This is a genomic window from Rhizobium sp. SRDI943, assembly GCF_057653695.1.
In genome coordinates this window covers 1,058,328-1,083,503 of record NZ_JBYGKN010000002.1, presented here as the reverse complement: position 1 = coordinate 1,083,503, position 25,176 = coordinate 1,058,328, and the positions used below count along the sequence as shown (strand labels likewise).

Here is a 25,176-nt window from a genome sequence, read left to right as displayed (position 1 = left end):
AAGTGGGCTTTGAGTGGGCGATGGGGATAAACGTCTTTCAATTCTTCGATGCGCTGCCCGGCATGGCATGGACCATGCTGGAGGATGGCCAAGTCGATTTCGTCAACCGAAGCTGGGTAGAGTTCACGGGGCTGCGACCGGCGTCCGGAGAGTCTTGGCGCTGGGAGGATGCGGTGCACCCGGCCGACGTTGGCGCGGTCACCGCCCATCTGCAGAGCGTTAGGCACGCAGAGACACAGGGAACGATCGAAGCGCGGCTTCGGAACGCTGCAGGCGAATTTCACCATTTCCTTATCCAGTGGGCACCTCTGGAAGACGCTCCCCACGGCGTAGTGAATTGGTGCGCGGTCGCGACCAATATTGAACCCGTCGTTCAAAAACGGGAAAGGTCACAGGCCGCACTCGATTTCCAGCTCGTCGTCGATAGCATCCCGATACCCGTGGCCGTGACAACACCGACTGGGGAAGTCGAAGGCCTCAACCAACTGACCCTCTCCTATTTTGGGCTAAGCCTCTCGGATCTAAAGGACTGGAAGGCTTCGGAGGTCGTGCACCCGGATGACTTGAAGGAAACCATCGAAGCCCAGATCGCCGCTCACATGGCGGGCACGTCTTATAACGTTGAGAGCCGCCATCTTCGCGCCGACGGAATTTATCGGTGGCACAATGTACTTGGTCTACCGCTGCGGGACCAGTCGGGTGCGATTCAGCGGTGGCTGCATCTTTTGATAGACATCGATGACCGAAAACGTGCCGAGGTAGCTCTTGCAAACAGTGAACGAGAGTCTCGCTTGATTGTCGGCACTATCGCAGGAATGGTCGCGCTCTTTACGCCCGAAGGTCAGTTGAACGGCGCAAATCAACAGCTTCTCGACTACTTCCAACTGCCCCTGGAGGAGGTTGTGAACTGGGCGACCAACGGTATCACGCACCCCGACGACCTGCAGCACTGTGTCGAGACATTTACGGCGTCGCTCAAAACGGGAGAGCCGTATGACTTCGAGACGCGCTTCCGTCGCCATGATGGCGAATTTCGCTGGTTCCAGGTCCGCGGCCACCCGGTCAAAGACGATAATGGCGGGATCGTCCGCTGGTATGGTCTGCTGACTGATATCGATGATGGGCGCAGGGCGGTGGAGGCGTTGCGCGAGCGCGAGATCGAGCTGCAATTGATCGTAAACTCGATCCCAGGCCTCATCATTGTGCTCCGGCCCGACGGGGCTGTGGAGAGCGTAAACGATCAGTCCTTGCGATATTTCGGCTATGATTTCAACGAGCATCAAAAGTGGAAGACCAACGATATCATTCATCCTGACGATCGTGACCGGGGCGTGGCCAGGTTCGCCGAGGCAGTCGCCGCTGGTCAATCGTACGAGGTAGTGGAAAGGCTCCGTCGGCACGACGGCGTCTATCGTTGGTTCCAGGTGCGGGGAACTCCCGTGCGCGACTACGAGGGCCTCGTTGTGCGATGGTACTTCCTGCTGAATGATATCGACGACCGGAAGCACGCCGAAGTGGCGCTTGCTAACAGCGAGAGGGAATTCCGCCATATCGTCAACATGGTTCCGGGCATGATCATACTTTCGCAGCCTGATGGAACGCTCGACGGGAGCAACCAACAGCTACTGGACTACTTCGGAATCTCTCTCGACGAGGTGCAAGACTGGTCAACGAACGGCATAACTCACCCCGATGACGTGCAAGTCAATATCGATACCTTCCTGGGCGCACTCAAGAGCGGCAATCCTTACGACTACCAAAGCCGTTATCGAAGACACGACGGCGTGTTCCGATGGTTCCAGGTGCGAGGACAGCCACTTCGTGACGCAGAGGGCAAGATCGTCCGATGGTATGGACTACTGACTGACATCGACGATCGCAAGCAGGCCGAGGATGAACTGCGTAGAAGTCAGGCCCTTCTCGTTGCAGGCCAGCGCTTGATCAGGACGGGTACGTTCTCCTGGCATGTCGAAACCGACGAGCTGATCTTGTCCGACGAATGGCTTCGAATCCTCGAATTCGAAAAAGACGAAGTCGTGACGTTTGACCGGATAACGGAGCGGATACACCCGGACGACGTTGCGCTCTTTGCCGGGAAGATCGGCGCCGTACGCGAAGGCGACGAGGACTCGGAATACGAGGTCCGCGTTCTCGCCCGCAACGGCGACATAAAGTACGTTCGCGTCATCGGCGAGGTTATAATTCACCGGAATGGAAATCGGGAATGCCTTGGAGCGATCCAAGACGTGACACAAAGGCGCTTGACGGAGGAAGCGCGCGATCGGTTGCGCACAGAGCTTGCGCGAGTGACCAGCATCCTCAGCCTCGGCCAGATGTCGGCGGCGATCGCGCACGAGGTGAACCAGCCACTGTCAGGCATCATCACGAACGCGAACACCTGTCTGCGGATGCTTGCAGCCACACCGCCCGACATAGAAACGGCCCTTGAGACGGCGCGGCGCACGATCAGGGACGGCAATCGTGCCACCGAGGTAATCGCCAGACTGCGGGCGTTATTCAGTAAGCGCAACATCGAATTCGAAGACGTCGATATAAACGAGGCGGTGAGTGAGGTAGTCGCCTTGTCTGCAGGTGATCAGAGACGCAACGGCGTCGCTATTCGAACGCACTTCGCCACCTCCCTTCCCCCCGTCAACGGCGACCGAGTCCAACTTCAACAAGTGATCAACAACTTGCTTCGCAACGCCATTGACGCGGTATCTGGCGTGAAGGATCGGCTGAGATTAGTCGAGATCCGAACCCAGCTCGGCGGTGATGGGCAGATAAGCGTCGCGGTTAGCGACAATGGAATTGGTCTCGACCCAGACGGAGGGACGCGGATCTTCGAAGCCTTCTACACGACGAAGAACAATGGGATGGGGATCGGTCTTTCAGTCTGTCGTTCCATCATCGAGAGTCATGGTGGTCGCCTTTGGGCTGAGCCTAACCAGGGGCCGGGCGTCACCATGCACTTCTCCGTACCGTCGGCCGAAGAGGCAAGCATCACGGCAGCCTCGCACTGAAAACCTGGCCCGTTGCTCAGCTCAGGCACTAGCTGTGATCCTGTCCATCGCCGCACGGCAGTCGAGCGGTCGGAGGAACCACCCGATACCAAGGTGTCGGCCATACCTTGGTCCAATTGTTGCAGAACTCCTTCACTGCGAATTTCCTCCTCGTAAAATAACAGCTCACGAGCAAGGAGGACGCCATGTCCCGAGTAGAGCCAAAAGTCACCCGTCGAACACTGCTTACGATCGCCGCGTCCGCCAGCGCCATCGGAGTCTTTCCCAAAGCGTTCGCAGCGACCGGTACCGAATCCGGGCTCCGACCCTTCAAGTTCACCGCGTCCAAGGATCAGCTCGCCGATCTCAATCGACGCGTTGCCGCCACCCGCTGGCCGGACGAGGAAAACGTCACAGACGACGGCCAGGGCGTCAGGCTCGACACGATTAAGAAGCTCGCCAACCATTGGAAGACCCACGACTGGCGAAAGGTCGAGGATCGGATCAATTCCCTCCCGCAGTTCCTCACGGAGATCGACGGCCTCGACATCCACTTCATCCATGTCAGATCGAAGCACGACAATGCGCTGCCGATCATCATCACCCATGGCTGGCCCGGATCAGTTATCGAACAGATGAAAATCATAAAACCCCTCACCGATCCGACCGCCTTCGGTGGCACCGAAGCTGACGCCTTTCATGTGGTCATTCCTTCCCTGCCGGGCTATGGATTCTCCGCCAAACCTAGGGATGCCAAGTGGACGCCGCCCCGAATTGCCAAAGCATGGGCTGTACTGATGCAGCGCCTCGGTTATGCCAAGTATGTGGCCCAAGGTGGCGATTGGGGGAATGCCGTCACAGAACTGATGGCGGTGCAGGAGCCCGCGGGGCTCCTCGGTATCCATACCAACATGGCGGCTACCGTCCCTGCCGAAATAACCAAGGCGCTTGCCGCCGGCACTCCACCTTCCACTCTCACAGCAGACGAGAAGCGGGCCTACGACCAGCTCGACGATTTCAACAAGAATGGGCTTGGCTACGCGATTGAGATGAACAACCGCCCACAGACCCTCTACGGAATCGTAGACTCGCCGATTGGGCTCGCGGCTTGGATGCTGGATCATGATATCCGGAGCTACCGAATGATCGCAAGGTCTTTCGATGGCGAACATGAAGGCCTTACGCCGGACGACGTCCTCGACAATATCACCCTTTATTGGCTTACCAACACTGCGATTTCGTCAGCGCGCCTCTATTGGGCCAACGCGCATTTCCCGTCTGGCGGTTTCTTTGATCCGCGTGGCATCAAAATTCCGGTCGCCGTGAGTGCTTTTCCGGACGAGATCTACCAGGCGCCGCAAAGCTGGGCCGAAAAAGCATATCCAAAGCTGATCCACTACAATCGACTGCCTAAGGGTGGGCACTTCGCAGCCTGGGAACAGCCGGAGCTGTTTACCTCGGAGCTGCGGGCAGCTTTCAAGCCTTTGCGCGACCAAATCTAGGTCGAGCGGTCAAATAGTCGAACCCACCCCTCGCGCCATCTTAATCTGCGGCGCCCAATCATCGGGCGCCGTGCGGAAAATATCCGCCGGTGTGTTCTGGAAAGTCATTATGTTTCAGCTTCCTGCACTTCTGCTCCGGGGCATGAGCATCGTCGTCAGTCCATTGAAGACACTAATGAGCGACCAGGTTTTCGGTCTTCTCCGAAAGAAAATTCCAGCGACCTTCGTCAAACAGCGCCCTCGCCCCGCAGGAAAAGGATATCCAATGCCGCGGGCTAGCACGTGCATTGCTCGATGCCGTATTCAGTTCGAAGCCACCGGTCCGGCGGTTCCGCTACTGCTGTGACGAGTTTACAAGGGTGAACCATCGGTTCAAAAGCGTGTCGGAGCACGTCAACACGGTGTTCGCGAAGCGTCGTTGACGTCCCCTTCCTCCCCCGATCCACCGTGACGTTTTTCGACGAACTGGAGAATATCCGCAGCGGCAGCGCGGAAATGCGGTGGCTCGGACCTCTCCATCGTGGTTCCTCTAAGCTTCTCACACAGAAGCTGCTCCAGCCGAAGGGCGACGTGGCGTCGGTCGACGCCGCTCGGGTGATATCGGTCAATCTCATGCTCGGTCATCGCCATTCCCCAGATCCATCCCATGTTGGGGCGGGACAGCTTTCAACCGCAAGCGGCCGAGTGTACCGCCGACAGGGTATTCGTGGAATCGGCCAACGACCTCGGCGTCCAGGAATCTTTCGAGGAAGCGCTTCGCTATGCATCACTTTTCGCAAAGCCGTCGGCCTCCGGAATATGGCTGGTAGGTACAATCGGACGGCCGAAAGGAGCGGTAGGCACGCGAGCAGGCGGTGATGTTGCAGGACGGCGGCGCGCCTTGACCATTGTTTGCGTCTTCTGTCGATTGCACTCCACTCAGCGCGGATTCGGCCGTCGCCTCGCGCATGAAGTCCCGCCAAATATGCGCTGGCAGGGTGCCGCCCGTCACGCCCTTCATCGGCGTGTCATCATCATTGCCAACCCAGACCCCAACGACCAGCGCTTGCGTGAAGCCGACGAACCAGGCATCACGATTGTTCTGGCTCGTGCCGGTCTTGCCGGCCGCGAACGTGCCAGGATCCGCTCCACGTCCAGTACCGCGCTCGACCACCAACTGCAGGAGGCCGATGAGATCCGACTGGTAGGGCGAAAGATCGACATTCAGCTTTGCTTGTGAGCCAACTCGAAACGCCTTGGGCTGCCCTGCCGCTTGAAAGTCGATGATGCCCCAGGGCCTGACAGGTGCCCTGCCGAGTTGGACGGACGCATAGGCGCTGGTGAGGTTGAGCAGATTGACCTCGGACGTGCCAAGCGCCAGAGACGGTGTGTTGGGCAGCGGCGCATCGATGCCGAGTTCGCGCGCCGCGGCAATCACATTGTCCAGACCGACCTCTTCGGCAAGCGCCACCGACGCGGCATTGAGCGATCGCGCGAACGCCTCGGCAAGCGTTACCCAGCCGCGATAGTTGCCACCGGAATTTTCCGGTGCCCAGCCGTCGATGTCGATTGGCGCGTCAAGAACCCGGTCGGACAAGGTGAGCCCGGCCTTCAATGCCGCGTAATAGACGAATAGCTTGAAGGTGGAACCCGGCTGGCGCATCGCGGTGACGGCGCGGTTGAACTGACTCGCCTTGTAGTCGTGGCCGCCAACCATCGCGACGACCGCGCCGTCGGGCGTCATCGCGACCAAAGCGGCCTGCGATGCTCCGACCGTCTTTCCTTCACTGTCGAGGGCTCGGTTCACGACCTTTTCGGCGATTTGCTGCAACCGGGGCACCAGCGTTGTGCGCACCGCAGTCGAACCGGGCGAGGAGCCGGCGATTTCGCTTGCTTGGGGTGAGATCCAATCGGCAAACCAGCTTCCGGAGCGTGGCGTGGGCGTCGTGGGTTGCAGCCTGGCGAAGCTCGTCTTGGCCTCCTCCAATTGTGGCGTGGTGATCTTGCCATTGGCCGCCATCGCGTCGAGAACGACCATGCTGCGTTGCCGGGCGCCTTCGAAATTGTCGATGGGATTCCATTGGCTCGGCGCCCGCAGCAAGCCCGCCAGCATGGCCGACTCCGACAGGGTGAGGCCCCCAATATCCTTGTTGAAATAGATGCGTGCGGCGGCGGGCATTCCGGTGGCGCCGGCGCCAAGATAGACGCTATTGAGATAGCGCGTCAGGATTTCCCGCTTGCCGAGCTTCCACTCCAGCCAGACCGCGATCACAACCTCCTGTATCTTGCGCTTTATCGTTCGATCGCTGTCGAGGTATTGCAGCTTGATGAGTTGCTGGGTGATCGTGCTGCCCCCCTCCACCACCGAGCCAGCCTCCAGGTTGCGCAGAAGCGCCCTCCCGATGCCCATGGGATCGATGCCAAAATGATCCATGAATCGGCGATCCTCGATGGAAAGGACCGCATCGATCAGATTGGGCGGAAACTGGTCGTATCGGGCATAAGGCCCTTGGTAAGGCCCCTGCCTCACCAACGGCGCGCCGTCGGCGGTTTCCAGCACCACGATCGGCTTCAACGTTCCATCCCGGATTTCGCTCCAGGGCACGTCCTTGAGGGCCCACAACAGCACGCTGCATACGAGGAGGCAGACAAGCAAGGCCGACCCCATAGCGAATTTCCACCAGTTCGCCGGAAGCCATCGGCGTCGGCGACTTTCGCGCGGCTTGGAACCCCGATCGCGAATGCCGCGCCCGGCTTTGGCCAGAGCAGTCGTCATCCATTTGGCGGGAGCTGATATGGTTTCCAGCCGCATCGACCGCCTTAGCTTCGTTGTCAAAAACGAAGCCATCGTCTTGGTCTTCGCCAAAGCAGAACTTGCCGCCAAATCGTGGCGTAGCGCGCGTAATAGATTGCTCGCAGCCTGTCGAGTTTGCACGAAAGTTCCGTGGGAGAATTGCGGGTTGTCGCCTTGGGTGATTCCTGGCGGATCCGAGGCGGCCGCTTGCGTCGCTGAATCTGCTGGCTGAATGCGACCCGTGCTGGAGTTGCCAAGGCTTTCGCCGGAAGATTCGGGAGGATTTGGCATCGGTTACCGCTAAAAGGCCAACGTGGCTTGAACCTTATAGCCGGGCGATGCCGAGTGTTCTACCGTAAAAGGTCCCAATGGCTCGGAGCGGGATTGCAGGAATGGTGCTGCGCCCATTGCCTGCAGCGGTAGAAGCGCACGCAACAGCACGAGTGGCTGAAAGGAACTGGCCTGCAGCAAGGTGCGATCAGCAACATAGCCCTAACGACGCGGGGCTGTTTTTCGGAGCGTATGCCCTAAAGCCCGTCGAGGGAGGTCCGTCACACCATTGCCGAGGCCGATCTGCGCCCTAATTTCCAAAGTCTTGGTGAGGGCGACCGACACATCGATGTCTTCGAGCGACGCCAAGATCACGGAGGCGGAATTGGAAAATGACCTCGGTCCCCGCCGCGTCTATTCGACCTCGCCATCCGCCCCTTCACGCATGCCTGCCTTCGCGAGTGTACTCGCTGTTATTGCCATTCTGTATTTCGGCAAGGAAGTACTTCTTCCTCTAGCAATCGCAGTCCTGTTGACGTTCGCGTTGGCTCCCATCTCCTCTCGTCTTCGAAAGCTTGGGATGCCGCGTATTCCGGCGGTAATCGTCACCGTCGTGATCGCTTTTCTTGTTCTCGTCCTGTTCGGGCTTGTCGTAGCGGGACACGTAGCCGAAGTCGCCCAGAACCTTCCTGCCTACCAAGGCAACATCATAGCAAAAATTCGGTCTCTCCAGGAAAGTGGAACGGATAGCGGTATTGTGCGGCGCCTGACATCCGTCGTTGAGAGCGTCGGTCGTGAGCTCAGCAACGCTGAGCAGCGCCCAGGTGCTCCAGGTACCGGATCAAGACCAAGGGAGCCCTTGCTCGTTGAGATATTCGCGCCTAGTAGACCAATTGAAACGCTTACTAGCCTGATTGGTCCTCTGCTTGGCCCCATCGCTTCATTGGGCTTGATCATCGTCGTCGTAATATTCATGCTTTTAGAGCGGGAAGAGCTTCGCGATCGCTTTATCCGGCTCGTTGGCTATGGCGATCTGCATCGCACAACAGAAGCCATCCAGGAGGCAGGTAGCCGCGTCGCGCGGTATCTTCTTATGCAGCTGGTGGTCAACTGCGCCTACGGTGTCCCATTGGCGCTCGGACTATGGGCGGTTGGCATTCCAAATCCAGCGCTCTGGGGGATGCTAGCCATCGTCCTTCGATTTGTCCCTTATATCGGGCCTGTAATCGCGACGGTTCTGCCGCTGTTCCTGGCCTTTGCAGTTGACCCTGGCTGGAGCCTTGTTCTCTGGGTTGGGGCCATCTTCCTTGTGCTGGAATTGACCAGCAACAACGTCATCGAGCCCTGGCTCTATGGTTCTCGTACCGGCCTCTCTCCGCTGGCAATCATCGTCGCGGCGATTTTTTGGGCGTGGCTGTGGGGACCAGTCGGTCTTGTGCTGTCCACGCCGCTGACCGTGTGTCTCGCAGTGTTGGGCCGGTATGTCCCGCAGTTCGAGTTCCTTGAGGTCGTTTTTGGTAGTGACCCTGTGCTCGATCCCAAGGAGCGGCTATACCAGCGGCTTCTTGCCGGCGATCCCGATGAGGCGACCGATTACGCTGAGGAATTCCTCGAGGAGGACTATCTGGAGGATTACTATGGCAAGGTTGCCATTCCCGCCCTTCTACTCGCGGAGAAGGATAGGCGTCGAGGCGTCTTGACCGCGGAGCAGATGGAACAGGTGTTCGGGACCGCCATCACGCTGGTCTCGAATCTCGCGGAAATCGCGCAGGAAGAAGAGCAGGAAGAGGAAGAGGAAGAGGAACAGAAGGAAGCGGCAGGTCGACCCAGCCCCCCCAAGGAAGGGAATGGCGATGAAAGCGAACTACCTGACGGACGGGGCAAGACCGTCTTTTGCGTCGGAGGCAGGGGCCCGCTCGACGACGCGTCGGCTGCGATGCTTGCCCAGATACTTCAGGTACAGGGAGCCGAGGTGGTCGCAGCGAGGCATTCCGACATCCCCAATCGCCGCGCCATGAGCCTCGTTCCGAAACAATCGAACGCCATCGTAGTTTGTTTCCTCAATGAGGACTCGACAAGGCACGCCACCATACTTGTTCGTCGGTTCAAGCGCATATACCCAGCCATTCGCGTCGGCGCGGTCCTTTGGGTGGAAAACCAGAAGGAAAGGCAACCGCCCGCGCTTGGGGAGGCAGATTTCGTTGCCACAACCTTGACCTCGGCTGCCCGCGAGGCACTCGCCGATGCACCACCATCATTGGTGACGACCGCGCGCAAGATTCGTACCCGGCGGTCCTCGAACAAGACAGGCATAGCCGCCGCGCGCTCCGGGATTTAGCGGCAAACGGTGTTCAGGGGCCGGTCAGAGCCATGGAGCATCACATGAATTGCACATTCGCGGGTTGGAGCCTTTTGCAGGGAGACGCTTGAAGAGGCAGCGACGCTACTTACCGCCAGTTGACCAGCGCGCTTGCCATTGTAGATGATTTAAAGGAGAGTCCTCGGCGTGGCCCTCGAGGCCTGAGCAGCCTGCCATGATCGGAGAACGCCGTGCCTCTGAAAAATATTTTGGCCGCAGCAGCAATCGTCTTCATGACACTCTCGGGATGCGCGACGAGTGGATCGGACAACACGACCTATGCACAGCCGCAGGGGATTGGCCCAGTTCGCGGCGATATTGGCGGTTACTAAGCCCATCGGCGCCACTGAGCTCCGCACTTTTCCCGGCAAAATCAGTTCATCGTTCATTCTGATTTTGATTGTCGCCCCTTTGACGTGGAGCTTCTCTCCGCGACCTGGGTGCCGTGATCACTCTCCTGTGGCATGTCCAGGATCGCTCAGACCATCAGGTATCGGCTCGTCCCGCTGCGAAAAGATGGTGAGGTTCCTGCTCGCTCATGAGCCCGCAATCGACGGCGGCTCGCCCAGTCGAAGCGTCGTGGTGCCCGGCGTGCTTGGCGACGGCGGATGATGCCGTTGGAGACAAAGAGCGGAATTCTTTACGGATGAGCCGTACTGGTCCGCTCATGTGGCATCCAGGATGACGGACTCCAAAGACGTTCAGGTCGAGCTCTCCTTCGGCGGCTCACGTATGCCATTTGGACCGTGTTTGCTCAGCGGCCCAGACGTCGGTTTCAGCGTCTCGCGTTGACCTCTCGATTGCTTGGCCGCATTGGAGACATCGACAGTCGATCTCCTACTCTTGTCAATTAGATGGGCGCCACTCGCCGACTCGGATGGCGCCGCTCTCGGTCAGTTCGGTGCATAGGAAGTGTGAAAGCTCATCGTGCCTGATTACGGCGGCGCTTAGCCGGCCAGTCCGATACGCTCCGGTATCCAAAGCTATGCGATTCGAATAGACTTCAGGTCGAAGAGACTTAGTGATCGTGTGACCGTGTAAAACGACGTGATCATGAACATCAATGTGGTCGAGAAAACCCGCCCTGATCCACCGCAAGTCGTATTCGCTTTGATTTGCGAGCTGAACGCCGGGACGTATTCCAGCGTGAACAAAGCAGAAGCGCCCGATCTCCTTGAATGACAGCGCATTTTCCAGCAAGTCCACATGGTGTGGGAAAACGCTGCGGATATCTGCAGCGATATTCTCGAACGCAGGGATTGGGCGAGTGGAATACGCGCTCAATGTCGCGACGCCTCCCCAATCCATCCAGTTGACAGCGTCCTCATATGCGAGAGCACCACGAAGGAGCTCACGCAGGTAAAAATCGTGGTTGCCAAGGATTAGTCGAGAACCCGGATAAAGGTTGAGTGTCGAACAGACCTGATCCAGGACCTTTGGACTGTGAGGGCCACGATCGATCAGATCGCCCAGGAACATCACGACCGGCTTCGTATCATGATTATCCGAGTCAGCGGCGATGTATCCAAGCATGGCCTCGAGAAGATCGGCGCGTCCATGGACGTCGGCAATGGCATAGACAATGGACGGCAAGCTCTCGGTGATGATCACTATTTTTTCCTGCAGGTGAACATGGCGCCTTCATAGTCCAGTCTTCCCCCGATTCGATATAGTGCCCGGATCACCGCATCAAACGCGGCTGCATCAGCCTCGAAAGCCGAGAGCTCGCGGCCAGGCGTCGACCTGCCCGAAAGAACGCTCATGGCGCCATAGCCTTCAGGCACATCGAATTTGCTGGCGATATGCTTATAGCCTTCAGTGCAAAGTTCATCGGCTACGACCAATCGGCACTCCCGCTTCTGGATAAAGACTACGAAGAGATTTGGATATTGCTTGACCTTGCTGTCGTATCGGTCGCCGTTTGTCGGCCGCCAACTCAACATCAATCAGTCTATTTCCCGGAATGTGATCGAATAGCGAAGTGTGTCGACCGGCGGAATGGAGTGCTCCCACTCGTTTCGGGCCGGCCCCGACAGGAGATATGCCGACCCCGGCTCTACCCTGAGCGAGAAGCGCTCCCACTTGGCGCCAGCCCGCCGTCTCAATCTGAAGGTGCATGCGGCCAAGAGCGACACACCGACAACCCGGCCAAATACCTTTTTGTCCCTATGCCATCCAATCGGGGCGCCTTGGGCATATTCGGTGACCAGCGCTTGCTGCAGCTGGTTGGCCTCGATCCCGGCAAAGCCGGCGGCGAGCGCACGGACAGGAAGAAGGATATCGGGGATATTCTCAGCCGGCGTCATCCGTTCCGTCTCGAAGTCGTACTTCCAGCCGAAGGAGACGACCCTTCTTTTCCCCTCGAAGCCGTGGAAATCGAAAGGCTTAAGCGGCAATGAAGAAACGTATTCGAGAAGGCGAGACTGTTCGAAGTCCGGAACAACGGCAGCGTCGTAGCGGAAGCCTTCAGGAAGCTCCTCTTCCGATGCGGCAAACAGGTCTCCTTGCTGCGATGGTTTCATGACAAACTTCGGCAATTCGTATAGAAAGGAGATTGAACTCGTGGAGCGCGGAGGGAATTCCCCGCGCCCTCATCTCAATATAGAGCCCACGGTGGTACATGGCGATGCTGGTCGTGGCACCGGTTTTCATCGCGCTGAAGCCTTGCAGTGTCACAACGCCTTCGCGGTCGTGTCCATCCAGGCACGATGCCGTTCCTCGTCCTGGTGCGCCTTCATGAAAAACGCTTTCGAGGCGGGGATGGCGTCTTCGTGACGTGATGCTCGCTGGTAGGCGGTCACGGTATCATCTTCATTCGTTTTCATTGCCTTGAGAATGGCGGCATCCCCCATCAGATCGGCGAGGGCGATCTTGCCGGTCGTCAGCATCTCCTTCATGTCGCCCCGCGTCGGTGCCTCGATCCCAAGCTCGCGCGCCATCTCGTTGAGTACTTCGAGATGCTGCAAGTGGTCCTGCTTGAAGCTGGTGATCTTTGTCGCGAACTGCTTGTCGTCGAGACGCTCGATGCAGGAATCATACGCGGCGATCGCATCATACTCGAGATAGATCAGATCCTTGACCAAACCCTTGATGTCGGATTCATTGCCTACCATCGTTACCATGTCGTCCTCCATTTGCTGTTGAGGAGGGGCAAACCCTCTGCGCGGACTGTTGTTCCTTTGACGCGATGGATGAGACGCGTTCTTGCCATGGCGGGAGGCTCGACCGAGCTTCACGCGATATCACCATGGAACGCCCCAGACGAAATGAGGGTGACCTTTGGGCCATCTAAGGCCGATCAAGTCGTTTATATCGATGCGCGCTTTCTTGAAGCCTTCTCCGTGGAGGGCGTCCCCAGAAGTCGACGTTTCCCAGCGGATCCGACCGCGCAGGCGAAGATCGTCTTTGGGCTGCAGACACAACGGCCAGGTCTGCGCTCCTACCTCGCCCGCATCGGCGATGATGTCGCGGAGCACTCGACTTTTATCTTTCCCTTGGAGAACCAATGGACGCCGTTGTTCGCGGGGTCGCGATCTACTTCACCCTGCTCATCATCCGCCTCTCTGGTCGCCGCTTGGTGCGGTGGCGGCGACGGTAGCGGTCGCGCTCGGTCTTGTCACTCTTGCAAATACCTACAGCCGAAACAGCCGTCGTCTATCGTCGCGCCAAACAGCGCGCACTGGAGTTCGTGAAGACTGGAAGGGACGCGTCCCTGAAGCCTCGCCTGCGCAGCGTCGCCAAGCCAAGAAGGCGCGTATTTCATGGCACGGCGATCTTGGCCACGCATCCAGAGCTCCCTGGACGGCGGATATCGATCAAATCGAGGTGCCGGGCATGGGTGGGCTCCGCGAAGTTTGCTTCTTTCACCGGAAAAACCAGACACTGGTGGTTACCGACCTGATCCAAAACCTCGATGATCACCAGCAATCCTCAGGGACGCGGCTGTTCTCATCGCTTGTCGGCGCGCAGGAGAGCGCACCCGTCTCCTATCGCCTTCCACTGACACGGGATAACCTCCAGGGTCTGGATGCGCGCATCCCGCCGGCGTGTTAAGCGTTGGCCTGCCGACCAGTGCCATTCCGATATCGATCACCGTAGGGATGGAATTGAATCGCCGAGGCTCGCGAAGTGCCGGCAACCAAACAGGACATGACTTTTGACCTCCACCCACATGCGATCCGAGGATCCGGAACTCGGAGAGGAAACCAGAGGCGGCCTACCTTCGCTCGTCCTCGCCGCGCTGGGCGTCGTCTATGGCGACATCGGGACGAGCCCGCTCTACGCGTTCAGGGAGGCTCTCCACGCCACGGGCGGGTCGGGAGCCCACCAAGAGAACGTCCTCGGCATCCTTTCATTGATCATCTGGGCTCTCACCATCGTCGTCACGCTGAAATACGTGACCTTCGTGCTGAAGGCGGATAACCGGGGCGAAGGCGGAACGCTGTCTTTGATGAGCCTCGCGCGGGAGAGCCTAAGAGGACGACCCAAATGGGTGCTTGTCCTCGGCGTGACGGGCGCGTCGCTGTTTCTCGGCGACGCCATCATCACGCCGGCGATTTCCGTTCTCTCGGCGGTCGAGGGCATTCAGGTGGTGGCACCCGCTCTTACGAACTGGGTGGTGCCGATCACGCTGACGATCATCGCCGCGCTGTTCTTCGTCCAGCGTTTCGGCACGGGTGGCGTGGCGGCCGTCTTCGGGCCGATAACGGCGCTGTGGTTCGTCGTCCTGGGCGTAAGCGGGGCGATCCACATCCTCGACGATCCATCGGTCCTCGGCGCGATCAACCCGGTCCACGCCGTTTGGTACGTCGCCAACAACATCGCTTCCGCCGTCGCGGTCTTCGGCGCGGTCTTCCTCGCGGTGACGGGCGCCGAGGCGCTTTATGTCGACCTTGGACACTTTGGCCGGCGGCCGATCGTCGTGGCGTGGTTCGCGCTCGTCTTCCCGAGCCTGCTCCTGAACTACTTCGGACAGGGAGCCTTCGTGCTCGCAAATCCCACGATGGCTGCCCATCCGTTCTTCAACATGCATCCAGAATGGGCCAGGATCCCCATGGTCTGCCTCGCGACGGCGGCGACGGTCATCGCCAGCCAGGCGGTGATATCGGGAGCATACTCGCTCGTCCGCCAGGCGATCCATCTCAACCTGCTTCCCCGCCTGCAGATACTGCACACGTCCGAGACCCATTCGGGGCAGATCTACATGCCGCGGGTGAACACGCTGCTCTTCGTCTTCGTGGCGGCCCTGGTCCTGTTTTTCCGCAGTTCCAGCGGACTGTCGGCCGCCTATGGCATCGCCGTCACCGGCGAGATGCTGATCACCTCCGTACTGCTGTTCGTCGTCATGCGGCGGATCTGGAGTTGGAAACTGGCAACGACCCTCGCCGTCATCATCCCGATATCCCTGATCGACGCCGGTTTCCTCGCGGCCAACATCGCCAAGTTCGCCGACGGCGGCTGGGTCCCAGTGGCCGTCGCCGCCACCATGGCGCTCATCATGCAGACCTGGACAGCAGGGCGACGGCTCCTCATCAGTCGCACCAAGGCCGACGAAATTCCGCTCGCGACGATCATCGACAACCTGGCCCGCAAGAAGCCACCCACGGTGCCAGGAACCGCGATCTTCCTGACCAGCGACGTCGAGGGCGCGCCGACGGCGCTCCTTCACAGTCTGAAGCACTACAAGGTGCTTCACGAGCGGAACGTCATCCTGAGCGTCGTCACCGCCACCACGCCGTTCGTTCCCGACACCGAGAAGATCTTTCTCGAAAGTTTCAATCCGCTGTTCAGCCGAATCGTCGTCACCTTCGGCTACATGGAGACGCCCAACATCCCGCGCGCGCTTGTCCTGGTGCGAAAGCTCGGCCTGAAATTCGACATCATGTCGACCTCGTTCTTCCTCTCCCGCCGGACGATCCTTCCATCAAGGAAGGGCGGCCTGCCCTTCTGGCAAGATCGGCTGTTCATCGCCCTTTCGCGCAACGCCAGCAATGCCACGGATTATTTCGGGCTGCCCACCGGGCGGGTGGTGGAACTCGGCCTGCAAACCACCATCTAGCCGGCCGCTTCCGAAACCAGGTCTCCGACGTCGCGCCATGGGTGAATGATTGAAAGCGCTCGGAAACCAGGAATCTAGGCTTCGCGACAAGTCGCCACGCGACGCGTGTGGAATAGACGTCATGAATGACAGCTCGATGTTTATAGCGTGCACGTCGTGAACCAAATGCCGAACTTGCGACCGTCAGCCCTTCTTGTTCTTGAGATCGTGCCTGCCACGGCAGGCACGCCTCCTCCAAACAATGAGCATACCAGGCAAAGGCGCGTCCGCGCCGGCGCCAGTTCGCGCACGGCTTGACCGGTTAAAAGGGTAGCCGCAGGAGGGTTAGCGGAGCGCCGCTCGGGAACGAGCGGAACCCGGGACCGACTGCCCCCGGCAAGCCGTTCCGCTTTGGGTGTACCCGTGGTGCCCCTCGCCTCGCCTGCCCGGCCGCGCCAACGACCTCGCGATATCGACGATGTCGTCACGCGAGGCAGTCGGATCCTCTTTATTCCAGGCGACGCCAGCCCGATCCGGAAATCGATGCCCCTCACCGCCTTCAGCTCGAAGGCCCGGTTCGGCAGGCCCTCGGTCCATTCCGGCGCAAAGCCGATGCCAAGGCCTGCCGAGACGCCGCTAACTCCGTTGGGCGAATTTACACGGGGGCAAAATGGGCGCAGTTTTCAATTACAAGCAAGGAGGATCAGCCGTGAAAAAGTTCGCTACTGCTGTTGTGATCTCACTGGCGTTGGTCTTTTCAGCGCCGGCTTTTGCGAAGAATGAAGGGAAATTGCCGAAGAGCGCGGTCGAATTGTCCGAGCAGGAAGTCAAGGATCTATACCTCGGCCATACCGTCAAGTACGACGTCGGCGACGGCTTGGTCTATTACACCTGGTTTGCCGATGGGACGCTCAAAGGCGTCAAAGTTGGCAAAAAGAAAGGTGAGTATGGCTATGCGGAAGGCACGTGGACAGGCACCGGCAACACCTTTTGCTTTACTTCGAATTGGAAAGACAAGAGTGGCGAGACCAAATTCGTCTACAGCCCGTGCAAGGGTTGGTGGCGGGTCGGCAAGCAGATTTGGACTAAGAACATTTCCGGCGATGACCAGTACGACGGAGACATCTACAACGGCGAAGTGAAAAAAATGTCAAAAGGTGACAAGGTCACGCCGATGTTCGACAAGGCCAAAGCCGCAGCGAAATGACAGAGAATGGTTCTCCTCGACGGCTTGGAGAATCTCCTGTCTCTATCGCGGCACTGTCCGTTGCAACTGCACCGTGGCAGATTTATCTGCGACGGCTGGGCTTTAGTCTCAATATTGTCGAGCATCGAATTCTTCAATCGTTTCGGGGTCCTGCTTATATTCCCATTGCACACCGTTCAGCCGGCGCCATATTTGTCCCGACGGGTTTCGGGCGGCGGCGTCGACGAGTGGTACCGGCAGGAGTGTCTCGTGCTTGTGCCAGAGTGTGACGTCAGTGACGTTGGCCTGCCTGGGCTTCCGGAACAGGTTGAAAAGGAGTGCGAAGTCCATTGGCCGATTTTCTCCATGGACTCAACTATAGGGACATTTTAAGTACTTTCAAGTACCATAATTTGCAGAACCCGACGCGCGGATAATGTCGGCGCCACTGGCTTACGCTTCGGGCTCAAGACGTTGGGGAAAGTGCATTCTGGAATGCAGCAGAAGCCTGACAAACGAGTGACCCGTTAACGCCTGATCCCACGAAAAAGCCCCGCGGTTGTTGCGACCGCGGGGCTTCTTGACGCCTCACCCGGGAGAGGGGCTCAGGCGGCCTGTACCTTGCGGGCGGTGCGTGCCCATTCGGGCAGCCAGTCGCCGTGGGTGGCGAGCAGATCGTCGACCAGCGACCAGATCTGGTCGAGGTCGAGTTCGGCTGCCGTATGCGGGTCCATCATCGCGGCGTGATAGATATGCTCGCGATTTTCCGTCATCAGGGCCTGCACCGTCAGTTCCTGCACGTTGATATTGGTGCGGATCAGAGCCGTCAGCTGCGGCGGCAGGTCGCCGATGAAGGTCGGCTGGATGCCGGAGGCATCGACGAGGCAGGGCACCTCGGCGGCGCAATTGGCGGGCAGCGAGGTGATGCAGCCATTGTTGCGGACATTGCCGTAGATCACCGAGGGCTCGCCGGTCCAGACCGAGTTGATGATCGAGGAGGCATATTCCTTCGACGGCTTGACCTCGATCTTGTCGGCCGAACGATAGGCCTCCGCCTGGCCTTTCCAGCGCTCGATCTGCTCGATGCAGCGTTTCGGATATTCATCGAGCGGAATGCCGAATTTCTCGATCAGGTCGTCGCGGCCCTCCTTGATGAAATAGGGCGTGTATTCGGCGAAATGCTCCGAGCTCTCGGTGACGAAATAGCCGAGCCGCGTCAGCATCTCGTAGCGCACCTTGTTCGGGCAGCGCGGGTTCCAGCCAGGCTTCGGCGCCCTGCCCTCGCGATAGGCGCGCACGAGATCGGGATAGAGGTTGCGGTAAGAACCGTCGGCCTGGCGATGCTCGAATTTGAGATAGAAGGCCATGTGGTTGATGCCGGCCGCCCGGTAACGGATTTCCTCGTAGGGAATATCGAGGTCGTGGGCCAGTTCCATCGCCGTGCCCTGCACCGAATGGCAAAGGCCGACTTGGCGAATGGTCGGATACTTCTCCGATATCGCCCAGGTGTTGATCGCCATCGGGTTGACATATTGCAACATGATCGCCTCGGGGCAGACGGCGAGCATGTCCTCGCAGACCTTCCAGAGATGCGGCACGGTGCGAAGCCCGCGCATGATGCCGCCGACGCCGAGCGTATCGGCGATCGTCTGGCGAAGGCCATATTTCTTCGGCACTTCGAAATCGGTGACCGTGCAGGGTTCATAGCCGCCGATCTGGAAGGCGACGACGACGAAATCTGCGCCCGAAAGCGCCTTGCGCTGGTCAGAATAGGTCTCGGCCTTCGCCTTGACGCCGAGCGTCGAGATCAGCTTGTTGACGACGATGGCGCTTTCTTCCAGCCGCTGCGGGTTGAGATCCATCAAGGCGATCGTCGCGCCTGACAGGGCCGGACGCTGCAGCACGTCACCGACGATGTTCTTCATGAAGACGGTGGAGCCAGCTCCGATGAAAGTGATTTTGGGATTTCTTGCCATTATAACCTCCGGCATTCGGCAATCATGCTACCTCGAAAGCGGCCTTGACGAGCCGTTCGGTGTAAGCGGTCTTGGGATGGGATAAAACTTCGTTGACGGGACCCTCTTCGACGATCTTGCCATGCTGCATGACGATGACGCGATGGCAGAGCGCGCGCACGACCTTGAGATCGTGGGAGATGAAGAGGTAGCTCAGGCCACGTTCGTCCTGCAGCTTGCGCAAGAGTTCGATGATCTGCGCCTGGACGGAAAGGTCGAGCGCCGATGTCGGCTCGTCGAGCAGGATGAATTCCGGCTCCAGCGCAATGGCGCGGGCAATGGCGATGCGCTGGCGCTGGCCCCCGGAAAATTCGTGCGGGAAGCGCGACAGGATATTGCCGGGCATGCCGGCGGCGACAAGCGCTTCACGCACCCGATCCTGCCGTTCGGCCTTGGTCGCGCCCAGCCGGTTGACGACCAGCCCCTCCTCGATGATCTGGCCGATCGTCATGCGCGGATTGAGCGATGAGAACGGGTCCTGGAACACCACCTGCATGCGGGCGCGCAAGGGCCGCATCTCGGCCCGGGATAGGCCATGGATCGGCTGATTGTCGAAGCGGATCTCGCCGCTGTCGGGCGTGTTCAGTCGCAGGATCGCCTGGCCGAACGTCGTCTTGCCGGAACCGGATTCGCCCACCAGCCCCAGCGTCTCGTGACGGCGAAGCGTCAGGTCGAGGCTGTCGACGGCGACAAGCTCACGCATCGCCGGCTTGAGAAAGGTACCGTGACGCATCATGAAGGAGACCCGCACGCCCTTGGCATCGAGGATGACATCCGACCCTTCGGGCAGTGGATTGGCCTCGCCCCGCGGCTCGGAGGCAAGCAGATGTTTGGTATAGGCGTCCTGCGGGTTGGCAAACAGGGCTTCGGTGGTGTTGTGCTCGCGCACTTCGCCGTACTGCATCACATAGACGTAATCGGAAAACTGCCGCACCACGGTCAGGTCGTGGGTGATGAGGATGACGGCCATCCCCAGTTCCTTCTGCAGGTTGCGGATCAGGTTCAGGATCTGCGCCTGCACGGTGACGTCGAGCGCCGTCGTCGGCTCGTCGGCGATCAACACGTCGGGATCGTTGGCAAGCGCCATGGCGATCATCACGCGCTGGCGCTGGCCGCCCGAAAGCTGATGCGGATATTGCATCAGCCGCGCGGCGGGATCGGGGATCTGCACATGCTCCAGCAGTTCGAGCGCCCGCTTTTGCGCATCCCGCTTGCTGATCCGCCGATGCACGCGGATCGCTTCGACGATCTGGCTGCCGATCGTATAGATCGGGTTCAGCGAGCTCATCGGTTCCTGGAAGATCATCGAAATGCGGTCGCCGCGCAGCTTGCGGCGCTCCCGCTCGGAAAATTTCAGGATGTTGCTGCCGTCATAGGCGACCGTCGATTTCTCGGAGACGACGGCGCGCTTCGACAACAGCCCCATCACCGTTCGCGCCGTCACCGATTTGCCGGAACCGGATTCGCCGACGATCGCGATCGTCTCGCCGCGATAGAGCTGGAAGGAGACGTCCTTGACGGCTTCGACCATGCCGTCTTCGACCTTGAAATTCACCGCGACGTTGCGGGCGTCGATGATCGGCCTGTCCGAACGGCCATCATGATCGTGGCGGACGGGCGGGGCGAAGGAATTGACCAGTGCAAGCGCCATATCAATCTCCTCAATAAGGATCGACCGCGTCGCGCAATCCGTCGCCGAGCGCGTTGAACGCGAAGACGGTGACGAGCACGAAGCCGACAGGAGCGAGAATCCAGGGATAGGAGCCGATGACCGAATAGGTCGCCGTATCCTGCAGCATCAGCCCCCAGGAGATCAGCGGCGGCTTGACGGCAAAACCGAGGAAACCGAGGAAGGATTCCAACAGCACGACGCTCGGTATATGCAGCGTCACCGCGACGATGACGTGGCTCATCACATTCGGGAAGATGTGCTGCATGATGATGCGCGTGTCGGTGGCGCCAACGGCCATGGCCGCCCTGACATAATCGATGCGGGCGAGTGCCAAGGTCTTGCCACGCACCTCGCGCGACATCTGCGCCCAGCCGAGCGCCGACATGACGACGATGACGAAGGCAAGGAAGACGTTGGTCGGCGCCGTCACCGGGATCAGCGAGGTCAGCGCCAGATAGAGCGGCAGTTGCGGGAAGGCGAGCACCAGGTCGACGAAACGCTGCAGCCAGACGTCGAAGGTGCCGCCGAAATAACCGGACACCATGCCGACGGTCGTGCCGATGATGGTGACGATGAAGACGACCGTCAGGGCGATTGTCAGCGAAATGCGCGAGCCGATGATGGCGCGCGACAGTACGTCGCGGCCGAACTTGTCGGTGCCGAGGAAATGCACCGGCTGGCCGTCGGTCGAGCCGAAGAAGTGCCGGCTGGCCGGGATCAGGCCGAAAAGCCGGTATTCGGCACCCTTGACGAAGAAGCTGAGCAGCCGCGGATTGTCGTAGTCGATGCCGACGATCGGCTGGAAGGTGACCGGATCGAGCTCTTCGGAATCCGACAGCGCATAGACGCGCGGCTGGAAGACGAAATTGCCGTCCTTGTCGTGGAAGCTCATCACCTGTGGCGGCGCGAAGCCGACATCAGTCGCCTTCGGATCCATCGGCGCGAAGAAATCGGCAAAGATCGCCATGAGGATCAAGAGCACGACGAGCACAAGCCCGGCCATGCCGGTCCAGGAGCGCCTCAACCGACGCCAGACAAGGGCGATATAGCTTTCATGCCCACGCGATGGCTTGGTCACGATGTCGGTTGTCGGTGGCGTCGCGGAAGAGTCGAAAGCAAGCATCTCAGGCTCCTCCATATTGGCGGACACGCGGATCGAGAAGAGCGAGCAGCATGTCGGCGATGATATTGCCGATGATCAGGGTGGCCGACAGCACCATCATGAAAGTGGCGGTGACATAGACGTCGCCGACCGCCATCGAGCCGACGATGGCCGGACCGACAGTCGGCAGCGCGAAGATGATGGCGGTCTCGATCTCGCCGGTCAGCATGTAAGGCAGCACGACGCCCTGATACATCACCAGCGGGTGCAGCGCGTTCGGCACCGCATGGCGCATCACCACGGCTGCGCCGGAAAGCCCCTTGGCCTTGGCCGTTTCGACATATTGGGCGTTCAGCGTATCGAGCAGATTGCCGCGCATGACACGCATATTATAGGCCAGCCCGCCGAAGGTGGCGATAGCGACGACTGGCCAGACGTGGTGGACGAGATCGACGAATTTCGCCCAGGACCATGGCGCGCCGCCATACTGCGGCGAAAAGAAGCTACCGATCTCGGAAACATTGAGCTGGAAGACCAGGAGATAGACGATGATCAGCGCCATCAGGAAGCGCGGCACCGTCATGCCGAGGAAGGAAATCCCCGATAGCAGGCTGTCGATCCAGCTGTACTGTCGCGTTGCCGCCCAGATGCCGAAACCGATGCCGAGCACCGAGGCAAAGAGATGGCAGACGAGCGCCAGAAGCAGCGTCCTCGGCAGGCGTTCGCCGACGACATCGGCGACCGGCTTGTTATAGAACATGCTGTATCCGAAATCGCCGCGCGTCACGATGCCGCCGATCCAGTTGACGTATTGGACGACCAGCGGCTTATCGAGGCCGTGTTCGACGCGGTAAGCCTGCGCCTGCTCTTCGGCCTGCGCATAGGACGCGCCGCCCTGGTTGATCAGCTGGGAGCGGATGTAGTCGGCGTAGTCGCCAGGCGGGGCCTGGATGATCGCGAAAGTCACCACGCTCAGAATGAAGAGAACGGGGATCGCGGAGGCTATGCGCACGAGCAGGAATCGTAACATTAGACGGTTCGCTTCTCCTTGCCGCCAGTCGCTCCTCGTCAGCGCGGCCGGCTTGTTGGTCTTGCCCGGCCGCGCGCTGCACGCGCGGCCGGAAGCTCACTTCAGCTGGGAGGGAGCTCTAGTTTATGGGACCCTTGTCGCCGGGCTTGCCAGGCAGCTGTTCGGGGAACAGCTCGTATTTGCCCTGCTTGTCGGCGGCCACCCACAGGCGTTCGCGGATAACCGAATCTTCAGCCCAGTTGAACATCATGATCGGCGTACCCTGGGGCACGTTAGAGAACCGCTTGTTGACGATCAGGGCGCCCGGATATTCCGTCAGGCCAACGGTGTTGACGTGCTCCGTCGAGATCTTCTGATACTGCTTCATCAGATCGACGCGCTCGTCGTTGCTTTGGCTCGTCCTGAACTTGTTGACGACATCGACAAGCTCCTTCTCAAACGGCATCAGATCAAGCTGATCATCCTTGCCGGCGCGATGGTGCCAGCTGGTGCGCGGACCGACAGGGGCAAGCTGTTCGGTGTTCTGCACCACCGACGACAGTTCCGTCGTGTTGCGCTGGATCAGCCAGTCGAAGCGGCCGGCATAGTGGGCATCGTCACGCTTGGCGCCGTCGAGCGCGTTGATGACGATCTTCAGACCAAGCTTCTCCATCTGGCCGACGACACCTTCGGCGAGGCTCTTGTCGGTCGTGTACTGATTGTTGATCAGCATGACGATTTCGACATCCTTGCCGCCGAGCGTCCCGGCCGGGAAGTTCACGACGCCGTTGCCGTCGGTGTCCTTGAGGCCGGCCTTGGCGAGTTCCTCCTTGGCGCCCTTAAGATCGAAGGGATAGTAGACGGTCGAGTTGCGGTCGTAGAAGCTGGTGCCGGAGGAGAGCCCGCCGGGATAGATCGCGGTGAACGGCCCCTTGACCAGCGAGTCGCCGATCGCCTTGCGGTCGAGCGCCATGGTGACGGCCTTGCGGAAATCCTCGTTGCGGTTCAGCTCGCGGATCGCCTCACCGCGCTCGTCCGGGTTGCCCCAGCCGTTGGCGGAGAAGTTCATGCGAAGATTGTAGCCGATGAGGCGCGGGCCGAAGGCGAGACGGGCGGGTGCGGTCTTTTCCGCGGCACGCTTCAGCGAGGCGACGAAGTTTTCCGGCTGCTCGAGGTTGGAGAAATCGGCGGATCCTGCCACGGCCTGAACGTCGCGGTCCGCCCAGGTCGAGAGCTTGTAGTGCAGCTCATTCAGATAGGGCAACTGATCGCCCTTCTCGTCCACCTTCCAGTAGTAAGGGTTGCGGCGCATGACGATGATATCGTCGGAGCGATATTCCACCGGCACCCAGGCGCCCATGACCGGCATGTTCATGAACTCCGGCGGGAAAGCGTTCTTGAACTGGTCGTAGGTGTTCTTCGAATATTTCGGATGCTTCGGCTTCAGGATATGCGACGGACCCGGGCAGAAGTTCGGGTAGGACATCGTATAGAGATATTGCTTCGGGAAGGCCTCCTTGAAGGTCCATTCGACGGTGTAATCGTCGACCTTCTTCAGTGTCGTTCCCACGCCGAAAGCTTCCGGCGAGGCGCCGCCGCCGAGTGGCGAGACGTTCGGGTCGACGACTTCGTCGTCCCAGTAGAACATGATGTCGTCGGCGTTGAACGGCGCGCCGTCGGACCATTTGGCGCCTTCGACCAGGTGCATGGTCAGCTTATGGCCGTCTTGCGACCAATCCCAGCTCTTGGCGAGGTTCGGCAGCGGCTCGGTGTCGGAGGCCTGCACCTGGAACAGCGGCGCGGTGCGCGTCAGGCATTCGGAGAGACCGATATCGATGCCGCCCCAGCCCTGCGTCTGCCCGGCGCCATAGTTCCAGCCTTCCGGCCGGCCGCCGATGACGTGACGCATCGTATCGCCGTAGACACCGATGCCGTCGGGCATATTGCCTGTCTTGAAGACCATCGGCTCCTTCGGCAGGCGATCCTTGACCGGCGGCAGCTTGCCGGTGGCGACGAAATTCTTCGTGACCCAGTCGGGCTCGTGATATTCGGGCAGCGCCTTGAACTCCAGGATGGAGTCGCGCGCCACATAGTTGATCTTGCCTTCGGCCGGAAAGTCCGCCGGCGCCGGCGGAACGGTTGGCTCGGAGGCATATGCATTCAGCGCCGCGGCTGAGACGCTGAGCGCCAGTCCGGCCAGAATGCCTGCGTTACGGAAATTCATCATCGTTTCTCCCTCTTGTTCCGGA

Annotated in this window: 17 protein-coding genes and 1 pseudogene; 6 read left to right on the top strand and 12 right to left on the bottom strand. The window is 59.7% G+C overall.

Features of this window, described 5'->3' with window-relative positions; translation table 11 throughout:
- Positions 1-20: 20 nt before the first annotated feature.
- Complete coding sequence (locus AC245Y_RS29350; RefSeq protein ID WP_017996553.1) at positions 21-3,023, top strand: PAS domain-containing protein; 3,003 nt, start codon at positions 21-23, stop codon at positions 3,021-3,023.
- A gap of 185 nt (positions 3,024-3,208) precedes the next feature.
- On the top strand, positions 3,209-4,504 hold the full coding sequence (locus tag AC245Y_RS29345) for an epoxide hydrolase family protein (protein WP_017996554.1): 1,296 nt from the start codon (positions 3,209-3,211) through the stop codon (positions 4,502-4,504).
- Between the two features lie 766 nt (positions 4,505-5,270).
- Here AC245Y_RS29345 and AC245Y_RS29340 read toward each other — a convergent pair.
- Complete coding sequence (locus AC245Y_RS29340) at positions 5,271-7,568, bottom strand: PBP1A family penicillin-binding protein (protein ID WP_017996556.1); 2,298 nt, start codon at positions 7,566-7,568, stop codon at positions 5,271-5,273.
- Positions 7,569-7,896: 328 nt separating this feature from the next.
- Here AC245Y_RS29340 and AC245Y_RS29335 point away from each other — a divergent pair, with 328 nt between their 5' ends.
- Entirely contained in the window at positions 7,897-9,885 is a 1,989-nt protein-coding gene (locus AC245Y_RS29335; protein ID WP_172643740.1) for an AI-2E family transporter, read from the top strand.
- An 867-nt stretch (positions 9,886-10,752) separates the two neighbouring features.
- On the opposite strand, the gene AC245Y_RS29330 is transcribed toward AC245Y_RS29335, so the two are convergent.
- The 4 genes from AC245Y_RS29330 to AC245Y_RS29315 all read right to left on the bottom strand — a co-directional run bounded on the left by AC245Y_RS29330 (position 10,753) and on the right by AC245Y_RS29315 (position 13,028).
- Positions 10,753-11,517 (bottom strand): metallophosphoesterase, encoded by a 765-nt coding sequence (locus AC245Y_RS29330; RefSeq protein WP_017996558.1) that lies wholly within the window; start codon positions 11,515-11,517, stop codon positions 10,753-10,755.
- The gene (locus AC245Y_RS29325; RefSeq protein ID WP_157628366.1) at positions 11,517-11,852 is read right to left on the bottom strand and encodes a hypothetical protein; all 336 of its coding nucleotides are present in this window, start codon (positions 11,850-11,852) and stop codon (positions 11,517-11,519) included. Before AC245Y_RS29325 ends, AC245Y_RS29330 begins: the two co-directional genes overlap by 1 nt.
- Entirely contained in the window at positions 11,853-12,428 is a 576-nt protein-coding gene (locus AC245Y_RS29320; protein WP_003554114.1) for an alpha-ketoglutarate-dependent dioxygenase AlkB, read from the bottom strand.
- A 150-nt stretch (positions 12,429-12,578) separates the two neighbouring features.
- Positions 12,579-13,028 carry a DUF2383 domain-containing protein gene (locus tag AC245Y_RS29315; RefSeq protein WP_003554116.1) on the bottom strand — a complete coding sequence of 150 codons (450 nt, stop codon included), beginning with the start codon at positions 13,026-13,028 and terminating at the stop codon, positions 12,579-12,581.
- Positions 13,029-13,488: 460 nt separating this feature from the next.
- Here AC245Y_RS29315 and AC245Y_RS29310 point away from each other — a divergent pair, with 460 nt between their 5' ends.
- Both AC245Y_RS29310 and AC245Y_RS29305 read left to right on the top strand, forming a co-directional pair.
- Positions 13,489-13,959: a hypothetical protein gene (locus AC245Y_RS29310; protein ID WP_210162549.1), complete on the top strand. Its 471-nt coding sequence runs from the start codon at positions 13,489-13,491 to the stop codon at positions 13,957-13,959.
- Positions 13,960-14,077: 118 nt separating this feature from the next.
- Positions 14,078-15,964, top strand: coding sequence for a potassium transporter Kup (locus AC245Y_RS29305; protein ID WP_409565702.1), 1,887 nt, complete (start codon positions 14,078-14,080; stop codon positions 15,962-15,964).
- 420 nt (positions 15,965-16,384) lie between these two features.
- Here the strand turns inward: AC245Y_RS29305 and AC245Y_RS29300 are convergent.
- Positions 16,385-16,584: pseudogene (locus AC245Y_RS29300) on the bottom strand (LysR family transcriptional regulator); the annotation flags it as partial.
- Between the two features lie 68 nt (positions 16,585-16,652).
- On the opposite strand from AC245Y_RS29300, the gene AC245Y_RS29295 reads away from it, so the two are divergent.
- Positions 16,653-17,150, top strand: a complete 498-nt coding sequence (locus tag AC245Y_RS29295; RefSeq protein WP_026157622.1) for a DUF995 domain-containing protein — start codon at positions 16,653-16,655, stop codon at positions 17,148-17,150.
- A 108-nt stretch (positions 17,151-17,258) separates the two neighbouring features.
- On the opposite strand, the gene AC245Y_RS29290 is transcribed toward AC245Y_RS29295, so the two are convergent.
- The 6 genes from AC245Y_RS29290 to AC245Y_RS29265 all read right to left on the bottom strand — a co-directional run bounded on the left by AC245Y_RS29290 (position 17,259) and on the right by AC245Y_RS29265 (position 25,154).
- Positions 17,259-17,480, bottom strand: coding sequence for a hypothetical protein (locus tag AC245Y_RS29290; protein ID WP_017996565.1), 222 nt, complete (start codon positions 17,478-17,480; stop codon positions 17,259-17,261).
- 254 nt (positions 17,481-17,734) lie between these two features.
- Entirely contained in the window at positions 17,735-19,105 is a 1,371-nt protein-coding gene (melA, locus tag AC245Y_RS29285) for an alpha-glucosidase/alpha-galactosidase (RefSeq protein WP_003554125.1), read from the bottom strand.
- A 22-nt stretch (positions 19,106-19,127) separates the two neighbouring features.
- Positions 19,128-20,795, bottom strand: coding sequence for an ABC transporter ATP-binding protein (locus AC245Y_RS29280; RefSeq protein ID WP_017996566.1), 1,668 nt, complete (start codon positions 20,793-20,795; stop codon positions 19,128-19,130).
- 10 nt (positions 20,796-20,805) lie between these two features.
- Positions 20,806-21,939: an ABC transporter permease gene (locus AC245Y_RS29275; RefSeq protein WP_017996567.1), complete on the bottom strand. Its 1,134-nt coding sequence runs from the start codon at positions 21,937-21,939 to the stop codon at positions 20,806-20,808.
- Between the two features lies 1 nt (position 21,940).
- Positions 21,941-22,948 carry an ABC transporter permease gene (locus AC245Y_RS29270; protein WP_012763387.1) on the bottom strand — a complete coding sequence of 336 codons (1,008 nt, stop codon included), beginning with the start codon at positions 22,946-22,948 and terminating at the stop codon, positions 21,941-21,943.
- A 118-nt stretch (positions 22,949-23,066) separates the two neighbouring features.
- Positions 23,067-25,154: an ABC transporter substrate-binding protein gene (locus AC245Y_RS29265; RefSeq protein WP_012763388.1), complete on the bottom strand. Its 2,088-nt coding sequence runs from the start codon at positions 25,152-25,154 to the stop codon at positions 23,067-23,069.
- Positions 25,155-25,176 lie beyond the last annotated feature (22 nt).